The following is a 19,997-nucleotide window of genomic DNA, read 5'->3' as shown; positions in this document are numbered from 1 at the left end:
CCGGCCGGCGGCGTCCGCACGTACCGGAAAGTGGATAGTGGAGCGGCGGACGAGCGCTCCCGCGTTACTTGAATTAATGCCTCGCCGCACCGCTCCACGATTTCGAGTATGGGGACGCTCCTTGGGCAGGACTGTGCCGCGAGTTGGCGGCGGCTTGGCGTCCCGCGCAGGCCGGGAGCGATCGATCAAACGCCCGCAAAAATGACAAGAGTCTGCCATGCCGGGCCACCGGCAACATGTTGCCTCGCGGGACTCCTTGCTGAATTCGGTCCTGGCCCCGAGTGTTGTTCCATGACACTTCTAGATTCGCTCCGTGGTCCGAAGGATCTCAAGGACCTTGGGCCGAATGAGCTCACCGGTCTTGCCGCCGAGATCAGGGACCGATTGATCTCCACGGTGTCGGCGAACAGCGGGCACCTCGGTCCGAACCTCGGCGTGGTGGAACTCACCATCGCCATGCACCGGGTGTTCGATTCCCCCCGCGATCCGCTCATCTTCGACACCGGCCACCAGTCGTACGTGCACAAGCTGCTGACCGGCCGGCAGGAGGAGTTCGCCACCCTGCGGCAGCCCGGCGGCATGTCCGGATACCCGTGCCAGGCCGAGTCACCCCACGACCACGTGGAGAACTCGCACGCCTCGACCTCCCTGTCGTACGCCGACGGTCTCGGCAAGGCGTTCAAGCTGCGCGGCGAGGACGACAGGACGGTGGCCGCCGTCATCGGCGACGGGGCGCTGACCGGCGGGATGGCCTGGGAGGCGCTGAACAACATCGCCGCGGCCAAGTCGAACCGGGTCGTGATCATCGTCAACGACAACGGGCGTTCGTACTCGCCGACGCACGGCGCCATCGCCACCCACCTCGCGCAGGTGCGGACGTCGCAGAAGTACGAGAACGTGCTCGCCTCCATCAAGTCGACGCTGCCGAAGACCCCGTTGGTCGGCGCGCCCCTCTACGAGACGCTGCACGGGATCAAGAAGGGCCTCAAGGACGTCCTGCAGCCGCAGGTGATGTTCGAGGACCTGGGCCTGAAGTACGTCGGCCCCATCGACGGCCACGACCAGGCGGGGCTCGAACTCGCGCTGGCCCACGCCAAGGACTTCGGCGGCCCGGTGATCGTGCACGTGCTGACCCGCAAGGGCCACGGCTACGCGCCCGCCGAGAACAACGACGAGGACCACCTGCACCAGGTCGGTGCCAACACCGACCCGCTGACCGGCGCACCGGTGAAGAAGGCCGCGCGGACGTGGTCGCACGTCTTCGCCGACGAGATCCTGAAGATCGGCGGCAAGCGCGAGGACGTGGTGGCGATCACCGCCGCGATGCTGCACCCCACCGGGCTCGCGCCGTTCGCCAAGGCACATCCGGACCGGGTCTTCGACGTCGGCATCGCCGAGCAGCACGCCGTCACCATGGCGGCGGGGCTCGCGATGGGCGGGCTGCACCCGGTGGTGGCGCTCTACTCGACGTTCCTCAACCGGGCGTTCGACCAGATGCTCATGGACGTGGCCCTGCACAAGCTGCCGGTCACCTTCGTGCTGGACCGCGCCGGCGTCACCGGGCCGGACGGCGCGAGCCACAACGGCATGTGGGACGGCTCGATCAGTCAGATGATCCCGGGCATGCGCGTCGCAGCCCCGCGGGACGCCAAGCGGCTCTCGGAGCTGCTGACCGAGGCGCTGGACGACTCCACGGGCCCGACGCTGCTGCGCTGGCCGAAGGCGCCGGCCGGCGAGGAGGTCCCGGGTCTGGGCAAGCTCGGCGGCATGGACGTCGTGGCCCGGCCCGAGGAGGGCACCGCGACCGACGTGCTGCTCGTCGGCGCCGGCGTGATGGCCGGGGTGTGCGCGGACGCCGCGGCCCGGCTCGCGGACCAGGGCATCGGCGCGCTCGCCGTCGACCCGCGGTGGGTCAAGCCGGTCGACCCGGCGCTGGCCGCCGCCGCCCGCGACGTACGCCTCGTGGTCACCGTCGAGGACAACGGCATCTCCGGCGGCTTCGGCGACGCCGTCTGCCGCGATCTGCGCGACGCGGGCGTCGCCACCCCGGTGACGTCCTTCGGCCTGCCGCAGGAGTTCCTGGACCACAACAGCCGCGGCGGCATCCTCGAACAGGCCGGGCTCACCGGCCAGCACATCGCACGCTCCGTCACCGAGGCGGTCTCCGGCCGCCGCAGCGAGGTCGTCGGCTCGCGCTGACCACCGCGGACGGCGAGGGCCGGGGCCCCCTGCGGGGCGCACCGGCCCTCCCGTGCCGTACGCAACTTGCGCTACCGCGCCCTGTACGGGGAGACTCGGCGGCGCCGGCATCGAGCCGGCCGCCGGCGTCCTCGCCCGCCCCGAGTCCGGGCGGCGCGGCCGGCGGCACGCCCCTGGGAGGGCGTCGTGCGGGCGTGACCTGCGCCCCCGCATGATCGGCGGGCATTCCCCCCGCGTTGCCAAGTCGACACCAAGCCGATCGCAAGCGAAATGAGCAAACATATACATCGCTTGTGCACCGTTGCTATAGCGGCGGCGGCGCGGCCGAATTTGCTGTAACCCCGAACGGGCGCGACGGGAAACTTCGGGGAAACCTCTACCTCAGAAGGTGGATGCCAGGCATGTCGACTCTTTGCAAACCAGCGGTGAGCGTGCCGGAATACGTCATCACCATGGAAGAGACCCTGGAATTCGCCAAGAAGGTACACGCGGGAAAGCCGCAGTTGCCGTTGGCGCTTCGACTCATCCAGAAGACCGGGGTGCGTAAAAGGCACATCGTCCAGCCCATCGAGAAGACCCTCGACCACCCGGGCCTCGAGGAGCGCAACCGGGTCTACGAGGTCGAGTCGAAGAGGATGACCCCGCCGGTCATCGAAGAGGCCCTGGCGAACGCGGACGTGACCGCCCGGGACATCGACGCGATCATCTACGTGTCCTGCACCGGCTTCCTCATGCCGTCGCTGACCGCGTGGCTGATCAACAAGATGGGCTTCCGCTCCGACACCCGCCAGATCCCCATCGCGCAGCTCGGCTGCGCCGCGGGCGGCGCCGCCATCAACCGCGCCCACGACTTCTGCCGCGCGTACCCCGGCAGCAACGTCCTCATCGTCTCCGCCGAGCTGTGCTCGCTCTGCTACCAGCCGGAGGACGACGGCATCGGCTCGCTGCTCTCCGACGGCCTGTTCGGCGACGCCGTCGCCGCCGCCGTCGTCCGCGGCCGCGGGGGCACCGGCGTGACGCTGGAGCGCAACGCCTCGTACCTCATCCCGGACACCGAGGAGTGGATCTCCTACGCGGTCCGCTCCACCGGCTTCCACTTCCAGCTCGACCGCCGGGTCCCCGGCACCATGGAGCCGCTGGCCCCGGTGCTGCGCCAACTGGCCACGAAGCACGGCTGGGACGTCGAGAACCTGGACTTCTACATCATCCACGCCGGCGGGCCGCGGATCCTGGACGACCTGAGCAAGTTCCTCAACACCGACCGGCACATGTTCCGGCACAGTTGGTCGACCCTCACCGACTACGGGAACATCGCCAGCGCCGTCGTGCTGGAGGCGCTGCGCCGCCTCTTCGAGGAGAACTCCGTCGTGCCCGGCGCCAGCGGCATGATCGCGGGCTTCGGCCCCGGCATCACCGCCGAGATGTCGGTGGGCAGTTGGGTCGGCGAGGACCCGCAGCAGCGGGCGGCCGGTACGCCCGTCGCCGCCGCCGTCGGCTGAGCCGGCGCCCCGCCGCCGCGCCCCGTAGCCACCACGAAGGGAAGATCGCATGACCAGCCTGGTCGTCCCGCCCGGTCAGGGACGGAAGCTCATCACGAAGGCGCAGGAGGTGACCTTCAAGGTCACCGGCGCGGACAACGGCTTCGCCTCGACCTTCGAGGTCGTCGTCCCGCCCGGCTTCGACGTCGGCGCGCACGTGCACGAGGACGCCAAGGAGTTCTTCTACGTCCTCGAAGGCGAGCTGGAGCTGTTCGCCTTCGAGCCCGTGGCGCGCACCGAGGACACCTGGCACAACTGGGAGTCCCCCGAGGGCGGCAAGCCGCTGCGGGCCGGGCCCGGAAGCTGCATGTTCGTGGACAGCGGCACCCCGCACGCCTTCCGCAACCCCACGGGCACCCCGACGCGGATGCTCTTCCAGAGCTCGCCGCCGCCCGACCACGAGCGCTACTTCGAGGAGATCTGCGAGATCTTCTCCAGCGGCAAGACCGTGGACCCCGGCGCCGTGCAGCTTCTGCGGGACCGCTACGACGTCAAGCAGATCACGCCGCTTCGCTACGGGTAACCGGCCTCCCCGTCAGCACCACCCGAGAGGGAACGATGGACAGCATTCCATTGGTTCACGCGAGTTTGGGCATGCAGGAGCTGGCCGCCGTCGAGGAGGTGTTCGACTCCGACTGGACGGCGGGCCAGGGCCCGCGGGGCAAGGCCCTCGAAGCCGAGCTGGCCCGCCGCTACAGCGTCGCCGACGCGGTCACGCTGAGCAGTTGCGCCGCCGCGCTGCACCTCGCCCTGCTCGCGCTGAAGGTGGAGCCCGGCGCCGAGGTGATCGTCGCCGACTACACCTTCCCGGCGCCCGCCCACGCGGTGCACTACGTCGGCGCCACCCCCGTGTTCGCGGACGTACGGGCCGACACCGGCACGGTCGACCCGCAGGCGGTCGCCGACCTCATCGGCCCGCGCACCGTCGGCATCATCGCCGTGGACACCGTAGGACTGCCCGCCGACTACGCCGAGCTGCGCCAACTCGCCGACCGCCACAAGCTGTTCCTCATCGAGGACGCGGCCTGCGCCATCGGCGCCACGTACCAGGGCCGCCCGGCCGGCTCGCTGGCACCGGTGGCCTGCCTGTCCTTCCACGGGCGCAAGGGGATCACCTGCGGCGAGGGCGGCGCGCTGCTCGCCGAGGACCCGGCGATTGGCGCGGATGTGCGATTGCGCTCGTCGTTCGGCATCGGGAGCATCTTCGACAAGGCCCGGGTCATCGGCCTGCCGATCCCGATCTTCACGGACATCGGTTACAACTACAAACTGTCCGACATCTCCGCCGCGATCCTCCAGGTCCAGCTCGGCCGGATCGAGGAACTGCTCGACCGCCGCAACCAGGTGGCGGCCCGGTACGGCGAACTCCTCAAGGACGAGGAGCTCGTCACCGTCCCGCACGTGCCCGCGGACCGCACCCACGCCTGGCAGTCGTACCTGCTGACGCTCGACCCGGGCGTCGACCGGGCGGGCGTCGCCGCGGACCTGCGTGCCCAGGGCATCGGCTGCGGCCACGGCACCTGGGCCAGCCACCTCCAGCCGGCGTACGAGACCGACCAGACGTGCCCCGTCTCGGCGGACCTGGCACAGCGCCAGCTCGCCATCCCGATGCACGCGGAACTCTCCGTCCAGCAGGCCGAGCGGGTCGTCGAGGCGCTGCGCCCCGCGCTGCGCAACAACACCAGCTCGTCGCGGCACCACGGGGGTTCCGCCGCGCCCCGTACCACGCCCCCTGTCCAGCAGGGCGACAAGGGAGGAGCGGCATGAGCGACGGCCGTCCCAACTCCGATCGGGTGCTGCGGCTCATCACGGGCTACTGGGCCACCGGCATCGTGGGGACCGCGTCGAAGTACGCGCTGTTCACGCACATCGAGGACGGCGCCCGTACGGTCGACGCCCTGGCCGCCCGCGCCGAGCTGTCCGTCCGCGGCACGCAGGCGCTGCTCGACGGACTGGTCAGCCTGGAGCTGGTCGAGCGGCACGGCGGCGAGTACCACAACACCGAGGAGGCGGCCACCTACCTGGTGGACCACCTGCCGACCAGCCTCACCAGCTTCGCCCAGTTCAAGATGGGCCACATGGGCTCCCTCACGGACCTGCCCGAGGTGGTACGCGCCGGCGGCCCGCTGTCCACCTCGGTGGTCGAGGTCGCCGACAACCCGCACTGGGAGGCGCTGGTCACGGCGCTGGCCGCGTCGTCGGTGCCGGCGACGCAGATCGCCGCCGAAGCCCTCGGGATCGCGGCTGCCGGAGAGGTCTCGATCCTCGACATCGGCGGCGGCTCGGGCATCATCTCGGGCACCTGGCTGGAGCTCAACCCGGCGGCCCGCGCCACCCAGCTCGACTGGGCGCCCATCAACGCCATCGCGCGCCGGCTGCTCGCCGAGCGCGGGGTGGGCGAGCGCGTCGACTACATCGACGGCGACTTCCACACCACGGAGTTCGGCACGTCCGCGTACGACTACGTGGTGTATTCCAACATCGCCCGCCAGGAAGGGCCGCAGGACAACATGGCCCTCTTCGCGAAGATCAGGGCCGCCCTGAAGCCCGGCGGCACGCTGGTCGTCTCCGACTACGTCGTGGACGACGACCGGGGCGGCGGCTCGAAGTACGCCCTGCAGTTCGCCTCGGAGATGCTGCTGAAGAGCAGGCACGGCAGCACCTGGCGGCGGGCCGACTACCACGAGTGGCTGGTCAAGTCGGAGTTCGAGGAGATCACGTTCCAGCCCACGCCCTCACCCGCCACACTGATCTTCGCCAGGTAGAGGGGCGAGCCGACCGTGGCACGGGGGAGCGGGACAGCTTTCGGCGGAGGGAATGCAGTGAGCCCTGATGGCAAGAGGGCGGTCGTCTCGACGGGTACGCGGTCGGCGGTCGCTTCCGGCACCTCCCGGGACGCGGCGCCGTGAACGCCGGCGCCGTAGTCGCGGCCAAGGAGCACGAGGACGTGTGGGGTCCGGAGGACCTGTTAACGGGCCGGGCGACCAGCCCCGCCGGATACCTGGGCGACACGCCCACGCCGCTGGTCGGCCGCACCCGCGACCTCGACCGGCTCGCCACCGTGCTGTCCGCGCCCGACGCCGGTCTGGTGACCGTCACCGGGCCGGCGGGCGTGGGCAAGAGCCGGCTCGTCATGGAGTACCTCCGCCGCTTCGGGCCAGGGCCCGGCGGCACCGTCGAGGTGTTCGACTTCGGCCGGATCACGGACCCCGCCATGGGCGCGCTGATGCTGCGCCGGCTCAAGGAGCAGCTCCACTCGGGCCCCGCCGCCGTCCAGTCGGCCCTGGAGGGCCTCGGGCCCGGGCCCTACACCGTGCTGTTCGACCACTACGAGGATGTCGCCGATGAACTGGCGCCACTGCTCACGGAGTTCCGGCGGAGCTGCCCGCAGGTTCGGGTGGTCACGGTCGGCACGGCCCGCCTGGGGCTGTACGGCGAGCGGGTCGTACGGCTGCGGCCGCTGCCGACCGGGCACGGCGTGGAGGCCGACCTGCCGGCGGTCTCGCGGATTCCGGCCGTGGAGCTGTTCGTACAGTACGCGCGGGCGGTACGGCCCGAGTTCAAGCTGACCGCGGAGAACTTCCGCTACGTACTGGCGCTGTGCCGGCTCGTCGGCGGGCTGCCGTTCGCCATCGAGCTGGCCGCCGAGCAGGTCAAGCTCGCCGAACCCGACCTGATCCTGGAGCGCTTCGAGCGCGGCACCGGCGACCTGCGGCGCATCGACCAGCACCCGTACTCGCGGCACTCCAGCATCTCCGGCATGGTCTCCTGGGTGTTCGCCCGGCTGCCCGCGGAGGAGCGGCGGCTCCTCGACCGACTGGCCATCTTCGAGGGCCCGTTCACCACCCGGGCCGCGGCCGGTGTGCTCACCGGCTTCGACGCCGCCGGCTACCGGACCCTGGAACGGCTCATCGACGCCAGCGTGCTCATCCCCGACGAGCGGCCCGACGGCGAGCTGAGCCTGAGCATCCCCAGCTCCGTACGGCACGCCGCGGTCCGGTCGCTGGCCCTGCTGCCGGAACACGAGACCCTGCGCAAGGCCCACGGCGAGTACTTCCTCGCGCTCGCCACGCCCCACCCCACGCCGTCCGAGCCCGGCACCCCGTCCGCAGGACCGCGCACCGCGCCGGGACCGGAGACCCGGGCGGACCTGCTCGCGGCGTTCGGCTACTGGCGGGAGGCCCGTGACGGCCGGTTCATGGCCCTCATCGCCGGCGCCCTGCGCGACCAGTCCACCGGCGCCGCCCAGACCCGGCAGTGCCTGCGGCTGACCGAGGAGGTGCTGCGGGCCGGCGTCGAGGACGCCCGGCTGCACGCCAGGACCCTGGAGGCCGCCGGCGGGCTGGCGATGCGGCTCGGCTCCGGCGCGGCCCGCGGCTATCTCGCCCAGGCCCGCGACGCCTACCGCGCCGTGCACTGCGACGTCGGCCTGGTGCGCTGCCTCGGGCTGCTCGGCGACGAGGCGTACGCCGCCGGGGACCTGGAGCGCGCCCGCCGCCGGTTCGAGGAGGGGCTGGCCGTCCTGGCCTCTCCCGCCCGCGCGGGGGTCACCGGGGACACCGCGATCAGCGTCGGCAGGTACCTCAGCCGGCGGCTCGCCGTGGTGGCGCGCGACGCGGGCAACCTGGCCCGCGCCGACGAACTGGCCCGTACCGCCCTGGCGGCGGAGCTGGGCCGGGAGGACTTCGGCGGCGCGGTCACCGCCCGCTACGTCCTCGCCTCCGTCCGGCTGCTGGAGCAGGACTCGGCGGAGGCGCGGGCCCTGTTCGCGGACGCCGCCGAGCAGCTCGGCGGCCTCGCGGACGCGGCGGAGCAGCCCGAGTGCCTGGAGATGCTGGCGATCACGCTGTACAAGTGGCGCCGGATCACCGACTGGCGGCTGCTCACGGCGACGCTGGGCCTGGCCAACCTGCTGCGCAGGCGGCTCGGCCACCCCCGCCCGCGGCTTTTGACCGACCTGACCACGGCGATCCTCGCCACCGCCAGCCAGGAGCTGACCGCCGACGACTACATGTGGGCGTGGCGCTCCGGCGCCGAGCTGACCTGGGAGGCGGCGCTGCGTCTGATGCCCGCCGCGGACGCCCGCCCGGCGGCCGGGGACGACGTGCCCACCGACGTGGCCGACATCCTCACCAAGCGGGAACTGGAGGTCGCGCTGCTGGTGTCCGAGGGGCTGACGAACCGGGTCATCGCCCGCCGGCTCGGCATCGCCGAGTGGACGGTCGTGAACCATCTGCGCAAGGTGATGCGCAAGCTCGGCTGCCAGTCCCGGGTGCAGGTGACCCGCCGGCTGGCGACCGGCTGAGGCCGGCGGCGGAAGGCGGGTACCGCACCCCGTCTTCCGCCCGCCCCCGCCCCAACTCCGGGCGTTCACGCGGTGTTACGTGATCCGCACACGCCCGTGCTGACACCGTGTCGAGCCGCACCGTACGATCCGTAACCGGGGGAACGGGGAGAGCTGCGTCACGTCAGGGTGGGGGAGACTCGTGCGACGACGGCCCGCGGGGTGCGCCGGATCCGTGCTGCTCGCCGCCGTGCTCGCCCTCGCGGGCTGCACGGGCCATGACGGGAAGCCCGCCGCAGGTCCGTCGCACGCTTCCGGTACGCAGAGCGCCCCGGGCCCGGCGCCGACCTCCCCGCTCGACGCCGACCCGGCCAAGGCGCCGCGGGACGAAGCCGCCGCCCGCACCCTGATCGGCGAGGTCATCGCGGACCCCGCGCTCTTCGGCCCCGAGGCGGTCGCGGCCACGCCGTACGAGAGCGACCCCGGCCGCCGGCCGGTCCTCGGCGACGACTGCGTCTGGCGCCGGGAGCCGCTGCCCGACGACGTACTCGCCACGCTCACCCGGCACTTCGAGATCCCGCCCGCGGCGGGGAAGGGCGCCGCCCGACTCATCGCCGTGGTCACCGTGCACCGCACCGCCGCGGAGGCGGACTGGGAGAACGCGGGCATGCTGGAGGAGATGCTCCGCTGCCCCGAGCAGCAGCTCGGCGCGGGCGAACGGCTCACGGACCTGATCTCCTCCGCCTCCTACTACGGCGACTCCGCGAACGGCTACGCCGACGACGTGCTGCGCGAGAGCGGCGACCACCGCGCCGCGGGCGCGCCGCCGTCCCCGTACGCCTGGATGCAGATGCGGCTCGGCCAGGTCACCGTCTCGGTCTCGGTCAGGGCCGGGCGCGGGTACGACATGACGGAGGCCCAGGACATCGGGCGGGAGGCGGGGGTCCGGATGCTCCGGCGGGTGGCGGACGCGCTCGGGCGCGACGGGACCGGCGGCAAGCGCGGGGAGGCCGCCGCGGACGCGGAGGGCAAGGGCGCTCAGGGCACGAGGGCTCAGGGCACGAGCGCTCGGGGCACGAGTGTCCGGGGCGCGAGCGCTCAGGGCAACGGCGCGGAGGGGAACGGCCGGTGACGGAGCAGCTCACGCCCTCGGATCCGGTACGGATCGGCGGCCACCGCCTCCTCGCCCGGCTCGGCACCGGCGGCATGGGCGTCGTCTACCTCGGCCGCGCGGACACCGGCGAGCTGGCGGCCGTCAAGGTGATCCGCCCGGAGTACGCCGCGGAGGCGGACTTCCGCGCCCGGTTCCGCCGCGAGGTCGCCGCCGCCCGGCGGGTGCGCAGCCCGTGGGTGGTGCCCGTCACCGGCGCCGACCCCGACGCCGAATCCCCCTGGCTGGCCACGGCGTTCGTGCCGGGCCCCGCGCTCGCCGAGGCCGTCGCCCGCTGCGGCCCGCTGCCGGAGCGCGGCACGCGGATACTCGGCAAGATCCTCGCCCGCGCGCTCGCCGCCGTGCACGCGGCCGGGCTCGTCCACCGGGACGTCAAGCCCGGCAACGTGCTGCTCGCCGTGGCCGGCCCGCGGCTCATCGACTTCGGCATCGCCCGCTCCCCGGAGGAGACCGCGCTCACCTCGCCGGACGCCGTCGTCGGCACCCCCGGGTTCCTCGCGCCCGAGCAGGCGCGGGGCGGGGAAGTCGGCCCGGCGGCGGACGTGTTCGCGCTGGGCTGCGTGCTGGCGTACGCGGCCGGCGGACGCCCGCCGTTCGGCACCGGCGCCGTGGACGCGCTGCTGTACCGCACGGTGCACGACGATCCTGACCTGACCGGCGTCCCCGACGGCGTACGGGACGTGGTGCTCCGCTGCCTCGCCAAGGATCCCGCCGCCCGCCCGACGGCCACCGAACTCGACCGGGCTCTGGTCGAGGACGCGCCCGAGGGCACCGCGGACTGGCTGCCGGACGAGGTCGTACGGCTGATCGCCGACCGCTCCGCCGCGATGCTGGCGCTGCCCGACATCGACGCCACGGCGGCCGCGCCGCCCGGGCCGGGCCGCGCCACCGGCCGCCGCCGCTTCCTCGCCCTCGGTGCCGGCGGCGCCGCGCTGCTCGCGGCGGGCGGGGGCGCGGCGCTCTGGGCGGCGCTGCGGGACGACGACGGGCCGGGACCCGCCGCGCGCCGGTGGACCCTCGGCGTCCAGTCCGATCTGAGCGGGCCGCAGCGGGCGGCGGGGCGGGCGCAGGAGCGCGGCGTGCGGCTGGCCGTCGAGCAGTTCAACGCCCGGGAGCGCCGCCCCTTCGAGGTGGACGTGGCCGTCGCCGACGACCGCGGCGACCCCGCGGAGGCCGAGCGCGCCGCGCGGCGGCTCGCGGCCGACCGCGACGTGCTGGCCGTCGTCGGCTCCACCGGCGACAAGACCACCGGCGCGGCCCTCGGCCCGTACGACGAGCGGCGGATCCCGCAGCTCACGGTCTCCTCCGCGCAGGGCGCGTACGGCACCGCCTCCCGCCGCTCCCTGCTGCAGACCGTGCCGACCTACGGCACCACCAGCCTGCCCGCAGCGCTGATGCTCCGGGCCGCGGGGGTGCGCCGGGTGGGCATGGTGATCGACCGGGCGGCGGGCGAGTTCGCGTGGGAGGAAGGGCATCTCGCGTACAAGACCATCGGTCTGGTGGACATCGAGGTGCACCCGCGGGTGGTGCCGCGCAGCGCGGCCTCGCCCGTCGCGGTGCTCGCGGACGTGCTGGACCGGGAGCCGGACGCCGTCTACTACGCGGGCGGTTCGCGGCGCGGCGCGGACCTCGCGCGCGGGCTCGCGGACCGGGGCTTCACGGGCGTACGGATCCTCGGCTACCCGGCGGCAGGGCCGGAGTTCACGGCGCGGGCGGGCGCGGCGGCGGACGGCTGGGAGGTGTACGCGCCGTACATCGACCCGGGGGCGAAGCCGGTCGCGGACTTCGCCGCGGCGTTCCGCAAGCGGTACGGGCGGGCCCCCGGCCGGTGGGCGGCCGAGGCGTACGACGTGACCCGGATGGTGCTCGACCGGCTCACCGAGGCCGCAAGGGGCGGCGGCAGGCCGGCGCGGGAGGAACTGTTCGGGCTGCTGGCGAAGGGCACGTATCGCGGGCTGGTCAGGGAGTACGCGTTCCAGGACGGCTACTTGCAGGGCGTCGAGACGTTCCACTACCGCGCCGCGGACGGCCGCTTCGGCTACACGGGCCCCGCGGACACGGGCGAGTGAGGGGGCCGGTGCCGTGCGCGCGCTGACCTCCGGCGACCCCGGGGCCGTCGGCGGCCACCGGCTGCTGGCCCGGCTCGGTGCCGGCGGCATGGGCGTGGTCTACCTCGCCAGGACGCCGGGCGGCGCGCTGGTCGCGCTGAAGGTGATCCGCGCGGAGCACGCCGCGGACCCGGACTTCCGCGCCCGCTTCCGCCGCGAGGTGACGGCGGCGGGCCGGCTGCGGGGCCGCTGGCTGGTCCCGGTCGTGGCGGCGGACGCGGAGGCCCGGGAGCCGTGGCTGGCCACGGAGTTCGTGCCGGGCCCGACGCTGACGGAGACGGTGGACGGCCACGGGCCGTGGCCGGAGCCGGCGGTCCTGCGGCTGGGCGGGTACCTGGCCCGTACGCTCGCGGACGTCCACCGCGCGGGCCTCGTCCACCGGGACGTCAAGCCCGGCAACGTCCTGCTGACGCTCGACGGCCCGCGGCTCATCGACTTCGGCATCGCCCGCGCGCCGGGGGCCACGGCGCTGACGGAGAGCGACGTGGTGATCGGCTCCCCGGGCTACCTCGCCCCCGAGCAGGCGCGCACGGGCGCGGCCGAAGTCGGCCCGCCGGCGGACGTCTTCGCCCTCGGCTGCGTCCTGGCCTACGCCGCCTCGGCGCGCCGCCCCTTCGGCACGGGCAACCCGGCGGCGGTCGTCTTCCGCACGGTCCACGAGCCCCCGGACCTGTCCGGGGTCCCGGAGGGGACGCTGCGAGCCTGGGTGGAACGGTGCCTGGGCAAACCCCCGGAGGACCGCCCGGCGGCGGCGGAGCTGGCGGCCGCGCTGGAGTCGGCGGCGCAGCCGGGACCCGCGGGGGAGGGGCCTGGGCCCGCGGCGGGCGGACCCGGGGACACCGTTGCGGATCCCGTGAGCTGGCTGCCGGGTGCCGTGGTGCGGGTGGTCGCCGAGCGGGCCGGCCGGGCGCTCGACATCCCCCCTCAGGACCGCGACACCCCCGTCTCCGGCTCCCCGCCGCCCGCGGCCCCCACCCGGCGGCGGTTCCTGGCGGCCGGCGGGGCGGCGGGCGTCGTCGCCGCCGGGGGCGGGCTGCTCGCGTACGGGCTCGGCCGGGGCGGGACGTCCGTTGGGGGAGCCGCCCCCGTGCACACCCTCGGGCTGCACGCGGACCTCAGCGGGCCGGGCAAGGACACGGGCCGCGCCCACGAGCGCGCCGCGCGGCTGGCCGTCGACCGGCACAACGTCCGTGAGAACGCCGGGTTCCGCCTCGCCCTGGAGGTCGCCGACGACGGCGGCACCCGGGAGGGCGCCGCCCGCGTCGCGCGCCGCTTCGCGGACGACGCCGCCGTACGGGCCGTCCTCGGCCCGACCACCGCCGCCGGCACCCTGGCCGCCGCGGGCACCTACCGCACCGCCCGGCTCGGCGCCGTGCTCGTCGGCATCGACGGCACCGGCGTCCCGCAGCCCGACGCGGAGACGCTCGCCGTGACGCGGGCGCCGGAGAAGCTGCTGGCCGCGGCGTTCCTGAGATACTTCACCGACGACCGCCCCGTCAACCGCGTCGCGATTGTCAGCGACAGGGGGCGCGAAGCCGCGGACTTCGCCCTGGCCGTGGACGAGAACCCGCCCAACGACGGCATCGTCACCGTGCACGACACCGATGACGGCGTCACCGCCGCCGTCGAAGCCGCTGTCGTCGACTGGCGCGCCGAGGCGGTGCTCTACGCCGGCACGTCCCCTGAGCGCGCCGCGCGGCTCGCACGCGCGCTGGCCGTCGCGGAGTTCGCCGGTCCGCGCGGCGGCACCTGGCACACGATGACTCCGGCGTTCCTCGACGCGGCCGGCATCACGGCCGGCGGCTGGCTCTTCGCCGCCCCGTTCACGGCACCCGCCGCCGCACCGGACTTCGCCGCCGCCTACCGCGGTGCCTACGGCGTGGCGCCGCCGCGCTGGGCGCCCGAGGCGTACGACGCGGTGGGCCTGGTCGGCGCGGCGATCGCCCGGCTGAAGAGGACCGCCGTGGACGACACCATCGACCGCGGGCCCCTCGCGCAGGAACTGTTCCGGGAGACGTACCGCGGCGTGGCCAAGGACCTGACCTTCGCCCGGGACGGCACGCACCAACTGGAGCTGCCGGGATCCCTCTTCCTCTACCAGGCCCGCGGCGACACGTTCGCCTTCCTCGGCCCGTACGGCGAGTGGCGGCGGCCCTGACGGGCCCGCCGCACCCGGTCCGGCTACACCTTCCGCGCCACCGCCGCGTACTGGGACACCTCCGCGTCCAGCGCCGTCGCCTCGGCGTCGGTCAGCGGACGGCCCTCCGGCTGCCACCGGTGCGGCGCGACCAGGCCGGGACCGACCAGCTCCAGTCCGGCGAAGAACGGTTCTATGCAGTCCTTCGCGCGCGTGGTCAGCGGGATGCCCTGGCCGTGGTAGATCTCCTGTACGTACCCGATGTGTTCGGGGTCGAAGTCGGGGGTGCCGTGCGACAGGGCCAGGAAGCTGCCCGGGGCCAGCGGCTTGAGCAGCGTCTCCATGATCTCGTGCGGCGCGTCGCGGTCCGGGATGAAGTGGAAGAGCGCGTTGCAGGAGAGCGCGACCGGCCGGTCGAGGTCGAGCGTGCCCCGTAACTCGGCCGCGTCCAGGATCGTGTGCGGCGCGGTGACGTCCGCGTGCAGATAGGCGGTGCGGCCCTGCGGCGTGCTGGTCATCAGGGCCTCGGCGTACCGCAGCACCAGCGGGTCGTTGTCGGTGTAGACGACCCGCGCGGCCGGGTTGGCGTCCTGCGCGACCTGGTGGAGGTTGGGTTCCGTGGGTATGCCCGTGCCGATGTCGAGGAACTGGTCGATGCCCTCCTCGGCGGCCAGCCAGTGGGTCGCGCGGCGCATGAACGCGCGGTTGACGCGGGCGGCGGTACGGGCCTGGGGCCAGACGGAGAGCACTTGCCGGGCGGCGGTGTGGTCCACCTCGTAGTTGTCGTGCCCGCCCAGGATGTAGTCGTAGATGCGGGCGGGGTGCGCCCGGGTCTGGTCGACGCGGGTGGGGTCGGCGGTCTCGTCGGTCACCTGGTCAGTCCGTTTCGGTCGTGCCGGCGCTCGGCGGTGGGGGGCGGCGTACGGGACGCGCGGGGGCGGCGGCCGGTGTGCCCGGTCAGGAGAGCAGGAAGTCCGCGTCCCCGCTCTTGATGCCCGCGATGAACGCGCGCATCTCCTCGGCGGTGTAGATCAGCGCGGGACCGTCGTCCGCGGTGCTCTGCCGCAGCGCCACGCGGCCGTCCGCGAGCCGCTTCGCCTCCACGCAGGCGTCGCCGTTGGGGCCGCTCCACGGCTTGTCCCAGCCGTCGGTGCCCAGCTCGCGGGCGGGCATGCCGTTGTACACCTGCCCCCCGCCCGGTGTGCCGGTGCGGTGGGCGTCGTTCGTACCGTGCGTGTGCGCCATCTTCATACTTCCTTCCGGATGTTGGCGATGATGTCCTCGGTCCGATGTGCCGGCGGTGCCTGCGTGGATATCCGGTTGAGGGCCTCCAGGCACTGGGAGACCAGCGCGGTGTCCTCCACGTAGGCGGGGCCGGTCAGGCTCTCGCTGTAGCCGAAGTCGCCCAGCTCCGGGGCGGGGAAGCGCAGCAGGTGCAGCGGCCCGTACATGGCCGGGTGCGGGCCGGTGTCGAACGGGAGCACCTGGAGGGTGACGTTCGGCATCCGGGTGGCCTCCACCAGCCGGTCGAGCTGCGCGCGCATCGTCTGCGGTCCGCCCACGGTGCGGCGCAGGGCCGCCTCGTCGACGATGGCCCACAGCCGCAGCGGCTTCGGCTCGCGTATGAGCAGTCCCTGGCGCTCCATCCGCAGGGTGACGCGGCGCTCGCGCTCGGCGGCGGCCAGCGTCAGTTGTCCGGCGGAGAGCAGGGCGCGGGCGTAGTCCTCGGTCTGCAGCAGTCCCGGCACGCAGTGGGGCTCGTACGCGCGGATGAGGGTCGCGGCCGACTCCAGGCTCACGTACAGGCCGAACTGCTCCGGCAGGACGTCGCGGAACCGGTGCCACCACCCGGGCTTGTTGGCCTCCTCGACCAGGTCGAGGAAGGACTCGATGTCGTCCTGCGGCAGACCGTAGGTGCGCAGCAGCTTCTCCACGGAGGCGTACTTGAGGCCGACTTCGGCCTTCTCCATGCGCCGGACGCTGGTCGCGTTGACGCGCAGCGCCTTCGCGGCCTGCTCGGGGGTGAACCCGGCGCTCTCGCGCAGGTTCTGCAGGCGGCGGCCCAGCACGAGCTGGCCGGCCGTGGGGGCCGACTGGCCGGATATGGCCGCCGCGCCCGCCTCGCCGCCCGCTCGCGCCATTGCCTCTGCACCTCCCGGGAACAACTGTGGGGCGTTGTCGGTGGGTTGCCGGTGCGCAGTGTGCCACGCCACTGGGAACGTTCGCAGCGTTATGCATTCCCGCATGTGCAGTCTGCAAAACAGCGCTTGCGATCTGTGACCGGCCCACGCATAGTTGGCGAGTGACGCCGTTCACACGGCCGACGCCCACCCACGTGCGAAGCTCCGGGGCGGTCGGACGCCGTGTCCCCCTCGACGGACGTACGGAAGGCATCCGGCCCATGGCCTCCTCATCCCACACCGCGCTCGGCACGACGGCGGACTTCGACGTCGCGGCGCACGGCGAGAGCTTCGAGCTCGTGGCCAGGGCCGCCGCGGCGGCCGAGGCGCGGGCGCACGTCCGGCGGCTGCTCGACGGCTGGCGGCTCGGCGGCGACGTGCGCGACGCGGCCCAGTTGGTGGTCTCCGAGCTGGTGACCAACGCCGTGCTGCACGCGAGCGGCGGCCGGATCGTCTGCCGGCTGGCGCTGCGGCAGCCGTGGGTGCGACTGGAAGTGCGGGACCAGGGCGGGTCGTACGGGGTCCCGATCCGCACGGTCGCGGGGCCCGAGGACGAGTGCGGGCGCGGGCTGGGCCTGGTCGCGGCGCTGAGCGAGGCGTGGGGGACGGAGCCGTCGGGGCCGGGGTTCTCCGTGTGGGCGACGATCAGGGTGCCGCGGCCGGTCTGAGGCGTGCGGCGTGCGCGGCGTACCGAGGGGGAGGGGCGTACGCCCCCGCGGGGCCGAACTCGGGTGCGACGGGTCGGTTCCGCGGCGACGAGGCGAGTCCGCCACTACGGAGTGAGCCCGCTGGGGGATCCCCGCCCGCGCGCTACCGGTCCGCCGGCAGCAGCGGGTTGCCGTTCGCCGCGACGAAGTCGACAGCCGCGACGCCGAAGGCGCGGATCCGGTTGGTCTCCCCGGCGGTGCGCCACATCAGCCGCCACTCGTACGGCAGTCCGTCGGGCATCGGCACGTAGACGACGTCGGGGCGCGCGTCGTACAGGCTCGCGTGCGTGGGGACGGGGAACACGCCGCGGCCCGCGCCGACGAGCGCGAACATCTCCTGGATCGTCGCGAAGTCGTCGCCGCGCTCGATGGGCCGCCCCGAGGGGGTCGCGGCGGGCACGGAGAGCGCGTCCACCTCGTCGGGGATCGCGCGCGGGCGCAGCACCTTGTCGCGGGCGAGGTCCTCCAGCGAGACGGACGCGCGGCGCGCGAACGGGTGCCGGGCGGAGACCGCCAGCACCGGGGGCTCGCTGAACAGCACCGGGCCCGCGGTCAGCTCCGGGTCGAAGACCGGCGACGCGAGCAGCAGCACGTCCACGACGTCCCCGGCGAGCAGCCCGGCCACGTCCGCGTACCGCGCCTCGGTGATCTCCACCCGGCAGTCCGGGTGCCGGATGCGGAACTCCTCGGCGACCTGCATCACGAACTGCGCCACGGCCGTGCCGAGGAACCCGACCCGCAGCACCCCCTCCACCCCGCGGCCCGCGGCCACGGCGCGCGCGAAGCCGTCGAGGAGCTGCCGGTACGCGGGCTGCACGTCGTCGTAGAGGCGGCGGCCGATGGGCGTCAGTTCCACCCGGCGGCTGGACCGGTCGAACAGCGGTGCCCCGACGGCGCGCTCCAGCTTCTTCACCGACTTGCTCACCATCGCGACCGACACGTGCAGCCGCTCCGCGGTGCGGCCGAAATGCAGCTCCTCGGCCAGCGCCAGGAACGTCTCGATCTCGCGCCGCTCCATGGCGCCCCCTTCCGGCTGCGGTCACGATCACCCCTGGTCAGAGGGGAGATCCGGGGATCGTCAACCCCCGGTTAACGATACTTGCCCGGTTGCTCGTTGTTGTCGATTCCTTTTCGGCGGAGGGTCGTGGTGTGGCGGAAAACGCACCGCCCGCACCACGTACCGCATCCGGGGAGGACCCTATGACCCGCAACGACCTGACCCTCGTCACGGGCGGCACCGGCAAGACCGGCGGCCGGCTCGTCCACCTGCTGACCGGCCGCGACCTGCCGGTCCGTATCGGCTCCCGCTCCGGAGGCGTCCCGTTCGACTGGGAGGACCGCGCCACCTGGGGACCCGCGCTCGACGGCGTGCGCTCGGTCTACCTCTCCTACTACCCCGACCTCGCCGTCCCCGGTGCGCCGGAGGTCGTCGGCGCCTTCGCCGAGCTGGCGGTGGCGAAGGGCGCGCGGCGCCTGGTGCTGTTGTCGGGCCGCGGCGAGGAGGAGGCCGCGGCCACGGAGAAGGCCGTGGCGGCGACGGGCGCGGACCTGACCGTGCTGCGGGCGGCGTGGTTCACGCAGAACTTCAGCGAGAGCTACCTGCTCGACCCCGTGCTGGCCGGAGAGGTGGCGCTGCCCGCGGGCGACGTCCGCGAGCCGTTCGTGGACGCCGACGACATCGCCGCCGCGGCGGCGGCCGTCCTCACCGAGGACGGCCACGCCGGCCGCACGTACGAGCTGACGGGACCCCGGCTGCTCACCTTCGCCGAGGCCGTCGCCGAGATCGCCGCGGCCACCGGGCGGGACCTGCGCTACGTCACGATCCCGCTGGCCGACTTCACAGCGGGGCTGGCCGCCCAGGGCGCCCCCCAGGAGGTCGGCGACCTGCTGACGTACCTCTTCACCAGCGTCCTCGACGGCCGCAACGCCCACCTCGACGACGGTGTGCGGCAGATCCTCGGCCGCCCGGCCCGCGACTTCGCCGACTTCGCCCGCGCCACCGCCGCGACGGGCGTCTGGAACCCGGAGAACGCCTCGTGAAGAACCTGCAGACAGCCACCCTGATCGCCGCCGTCCTCACCTCGGGACTCATGGCCGGCCTCTTCGCGGCCTTCGCCTACGCGGTCATGCCGGGCCTGGGGCGCTCCTCGGACCGCACCCTCGTCGAGGCGATGCAGGGCATCAACAAGGCGATCGTCAACCCGGTGTTCATGCTCCCGTTCATGGGTTCGCTGCCGCTGCTCGGCCTGGCCGTCGTGCTGGCGTGGCGCGGCCAGGGCCGCGAGGCGCTGCCGTGGCTGATCGCGGCGCTGGTGGTGTACGTGGTCGCGTTCGGCGTCACCGTCGCCGGGAACGTCCCGCTGAACGACCGGCTCGACCAGGCCGGCGACCCGGACCGGGTGCGGGACCTGGCCGCCGTCCGGGCGGACTTCGAGGGCAGGTGGGTGGCCCTGAACGTCGTCCGGGCGGTGCTGCACACGGTCGCCTTCGGGCTGCTGGCGTGGGCCCTGATCGTGTACGGGGCACACCGGCTGGCCGACGACGCGGCGGCGGCGGGGGGACCGGCGCCGGTCACGCCGGGCGCGGCGGCGTGGCAGCAGCCGCAGGCACCCGCGGGGCCCGGGACGGGGTGGCAGCCGCGGCCGCCGACGGCCGGGATCACCGCACCCAGCG

At 73.8% G+C, this 19,997-nt stretch carries 15 protein-coding genes and 1 pseudogene; 12 read left to right on the top strand and 4 right to left on the bottom strand.

The genetic code is table 11. The annotated features are described in order from the left end of the window. Nucleotides 1-291 precede the first annotated feature (291 nt). From dxs to ACFYVJ_RS28865, 9 genes are all read left to right on the top strand, one after another. Nucleotides 292-2,199 (top strand): 1-deoxy-D-xylulose-5-phosphate synthase, encoded by a 1,908-nt coding sequence (gene dxs, locus ACFYVJ_RS28905; protein ID WP_388897488.1) that lies wholly within the window; start codon nt 292-294, stop codon nt 2,197-2,199. 401 nt (nt 2,200-2,600) lie between these two features. Beyond that, nucleotides 2,601-3,698: a type III polyketide synthase gene (locus tag ACFYVJ_RS28900; protein ID WP_388897485.1), complete on the top strand. Its 1,098-nt coding sequence runs from the start codon at nt 2,601-2,603 to the stop codon at nt 3,696-3,698. 49 nt (nt 3,699-3,747) lie between these two features. Continuing rightward, the gene (locus ACFYVJ_RS28895; protein ID WP_388897483.1) at nt 3,748-4,260 is read left to right on the top strand and encodes a cupin domain-containing protein; all 513 of its coding nucleotides are present in this window, start codon (nt 3,748-3,750) and stop codon (nt 4,258-4,260) included. Nucleotides 4,261-4,295: 35 nt separating this feature from the next. Next, complete coding sequence (locus tag ACFYVJ_RS28890) at nt 4,296-5,504, top strand: DegT/DnrJ/EryC1/StrS family aminotransferase (RefSeq protein ID WP_388897481.1); 1,209 nt, start codon at nt 4,296-4,298, stop codon at nt 5,502-5,504. After that, nucleotides 5,501-6,502 carry a methyltransferase dimerization domain-containing protein gene (locus ACFYVJ_RS28885; RefSeq protein ID WP_388897478.1) on the top strand — a complete coding sequence of 334 codons (1,002 nt, stop codon included), beginning with the start codon at nt 5,501-5,503 and terminating at the stop codon, nt 6,500-6,502. The genes ACFYVJ_RS28890 and ACFYVJ_RS28885 overlap by 4 nt, the downstream gene beginning before the upstream one ends. A gap of 140 nt (nt 6,503-6,642) precedes the next feature. Further along, entirely contained in the window at nt 6,643-9,042 is a 2,400-nt protein-coding gene (locus ACFYVJ_RS28880) for an ATP-binding protein (RefSeq protein ID WP_388897476.1), read from the top strand. 181 nt (nt 9,043-9,223) lie between these two features. Further along, nucleotides 9,224-10,153 carry a hypothetical protein gene (locus ACFYVJ_RS28875; RefSeq protein WP_388897473.1) on the top strand — a complete coding sequence of 310 codons (930 nt, stop codon included), beginning with the start codon at nt 9,224-9,226 and terminating at the stop codon, nt 10,151-10,153. Next, on the top strand, nt 10,150-12,261 hold the full coding sequence (locus ACFYVJ_RS28870) for a bifunctional serine/threonine-protein kinase/ABC transporter substrate-binding protein (protein ID WP_388897470.1): 2,112 nt from the start codon (nt 10,150-10,152) through the stop codon (nt 12,259-12,261). Before ACFYVJ_RS28875 ends, ACFYVJ_RS28870 begins: the two co-directional genes overlap by 4 nt. Nucleotides 12,262-12,274: 13 nt before the next feature. After that, entirely contained in the window at nt 12,275-14,458 is a 2,184-nt protein-coding gene (locus ACFYVJ_RS28865) for a bifunctional serine/threonine-protein kinase/ABC transporter substrate-binding protein (protein WP_388897467.1), read from the top strand. Between the two features lie 23 nt (nt 14,459-14,481). Here ACFYVJ_RS28865 and ACFYVJ_RS28860 read toward each other — a convergent pair whose 3' ends face one another. The 3 genes from ACFYVJ_RS28860 to ACFYVJ_RS28850 form a co-directional block, all read right to left on the bottom strand. Next, on the bottom strand, nt 14,482-15,309 hold the full coding sequence (locus tag ACFYVJ_RS28860; protein ID WP_388897464.1) for an SAM-dependent methyltransferase: 828 nt from the start codon (nt 15,307-15,309) through the stop codon (nt 14,482-14,484). A gap of 85 nt (nt 15,310-15,394) precedes the next feature. Then, nucleotides 15,395-15,688 (bottom strand): DUF397 domain-containing protein, encoded by a 294-nt coding sequence (locus ACFYVJ_RS28855; protein WP_388897461.1) that lies wholly within the window; start codon nt 15,686-15,688, stop codon nt 15,395-15,397. After that, the gene (locus tag ACFYVJ_RS28850; protein WP_388897458.1) at nt 15,685-16,578 is read right to left on the bottom strand and encodes a helix-turn-helix domain-containing protein; all 894 of its coding nucleotides are present in this window, start codon (nt 16,576-16,578) and stop codon (nt 15,685-15,687) included. Before ACFYVJ_RS28850 ends, ACFYVJ_RS28855 begins: the two co-directional genes overlap by 4 nt. Before the next feature lie 260 nt (nt 16,579-16,838). Between ACFYVJ_RS28850 and ACFYVJ_RS28845 the strand changes: the two genes are divergently transcribed. Continuing rightward, nucleotides 16,839-17,285, top strand: a complete 447-nt coding sequence (locus tag ACFYVJ_RS28845; protein ID WP_388897455.1) for an ATP-binding protein — start codon at nt 16,839-16,841, stop codon at nt 17,283-17,285. Between the two features lie 142 nt (nt 17,286-17,427). Here ACFYVJ_RS28845 and ACFYVJ_RS28840 read toward each other — a convergent pair whose 3' ends face one another. Next, a complete protein-coding gene (locus ACFYVJ_RS28840) occupies nt 17,428-18,342 on the bottom strand; it encodes a LysR family transcriptional regulator (RefSeq protein WP_388897452.1) in 915 nt (304 codons plus the stop codon). Nucleotides 18,343-18,524: 182 nt separating this feature from the next. Here ACFYVJ_RS28840 and ACFYVJ_RS28835 point away from each other — a divergent pair, with 182 nt between their 5' ends. Both ACFYVJ_RS28835 and ACFYVJ_RS28830 read left to right on the top strand, forming a co-directional pair. After that, a complete protein-coding gene (locus ACFYVJ_RS28835; RefSeq protein WP_388897449.1) occupies nt 18,525-19,364 on the top strand; it encodes an NmrA family transcriptional regulator in 840 nt (279 codons plus the stop codon). A 50-nt stretch (nt 19,365-19,414) separates the two neighbouring features. Next, nucleotides 19,415-19,759, top strand: a pseudogene (locus tag ACFYVJ_RS28830) (DUF1772 domain-containing protein); the annotation flags it as partial. Nucleotides 19,760-19,997 lie beyond the last annotated feature (238 nt).

Origin of the sequence: Streptomyces sp. NPDC004134, from assembly GCF_042874195.1 — a bacterium.
GTDB lineage: Bacteria > Actinomycetota > Actinomycetes > Streptomycetales > Streptomycetaceae > Streptomyces.
The sequence above is the reverse complement of the archived record's forward strand: the minus strand, read 5'-3'. Positions and strand labels throughout refer to the sequence as shown.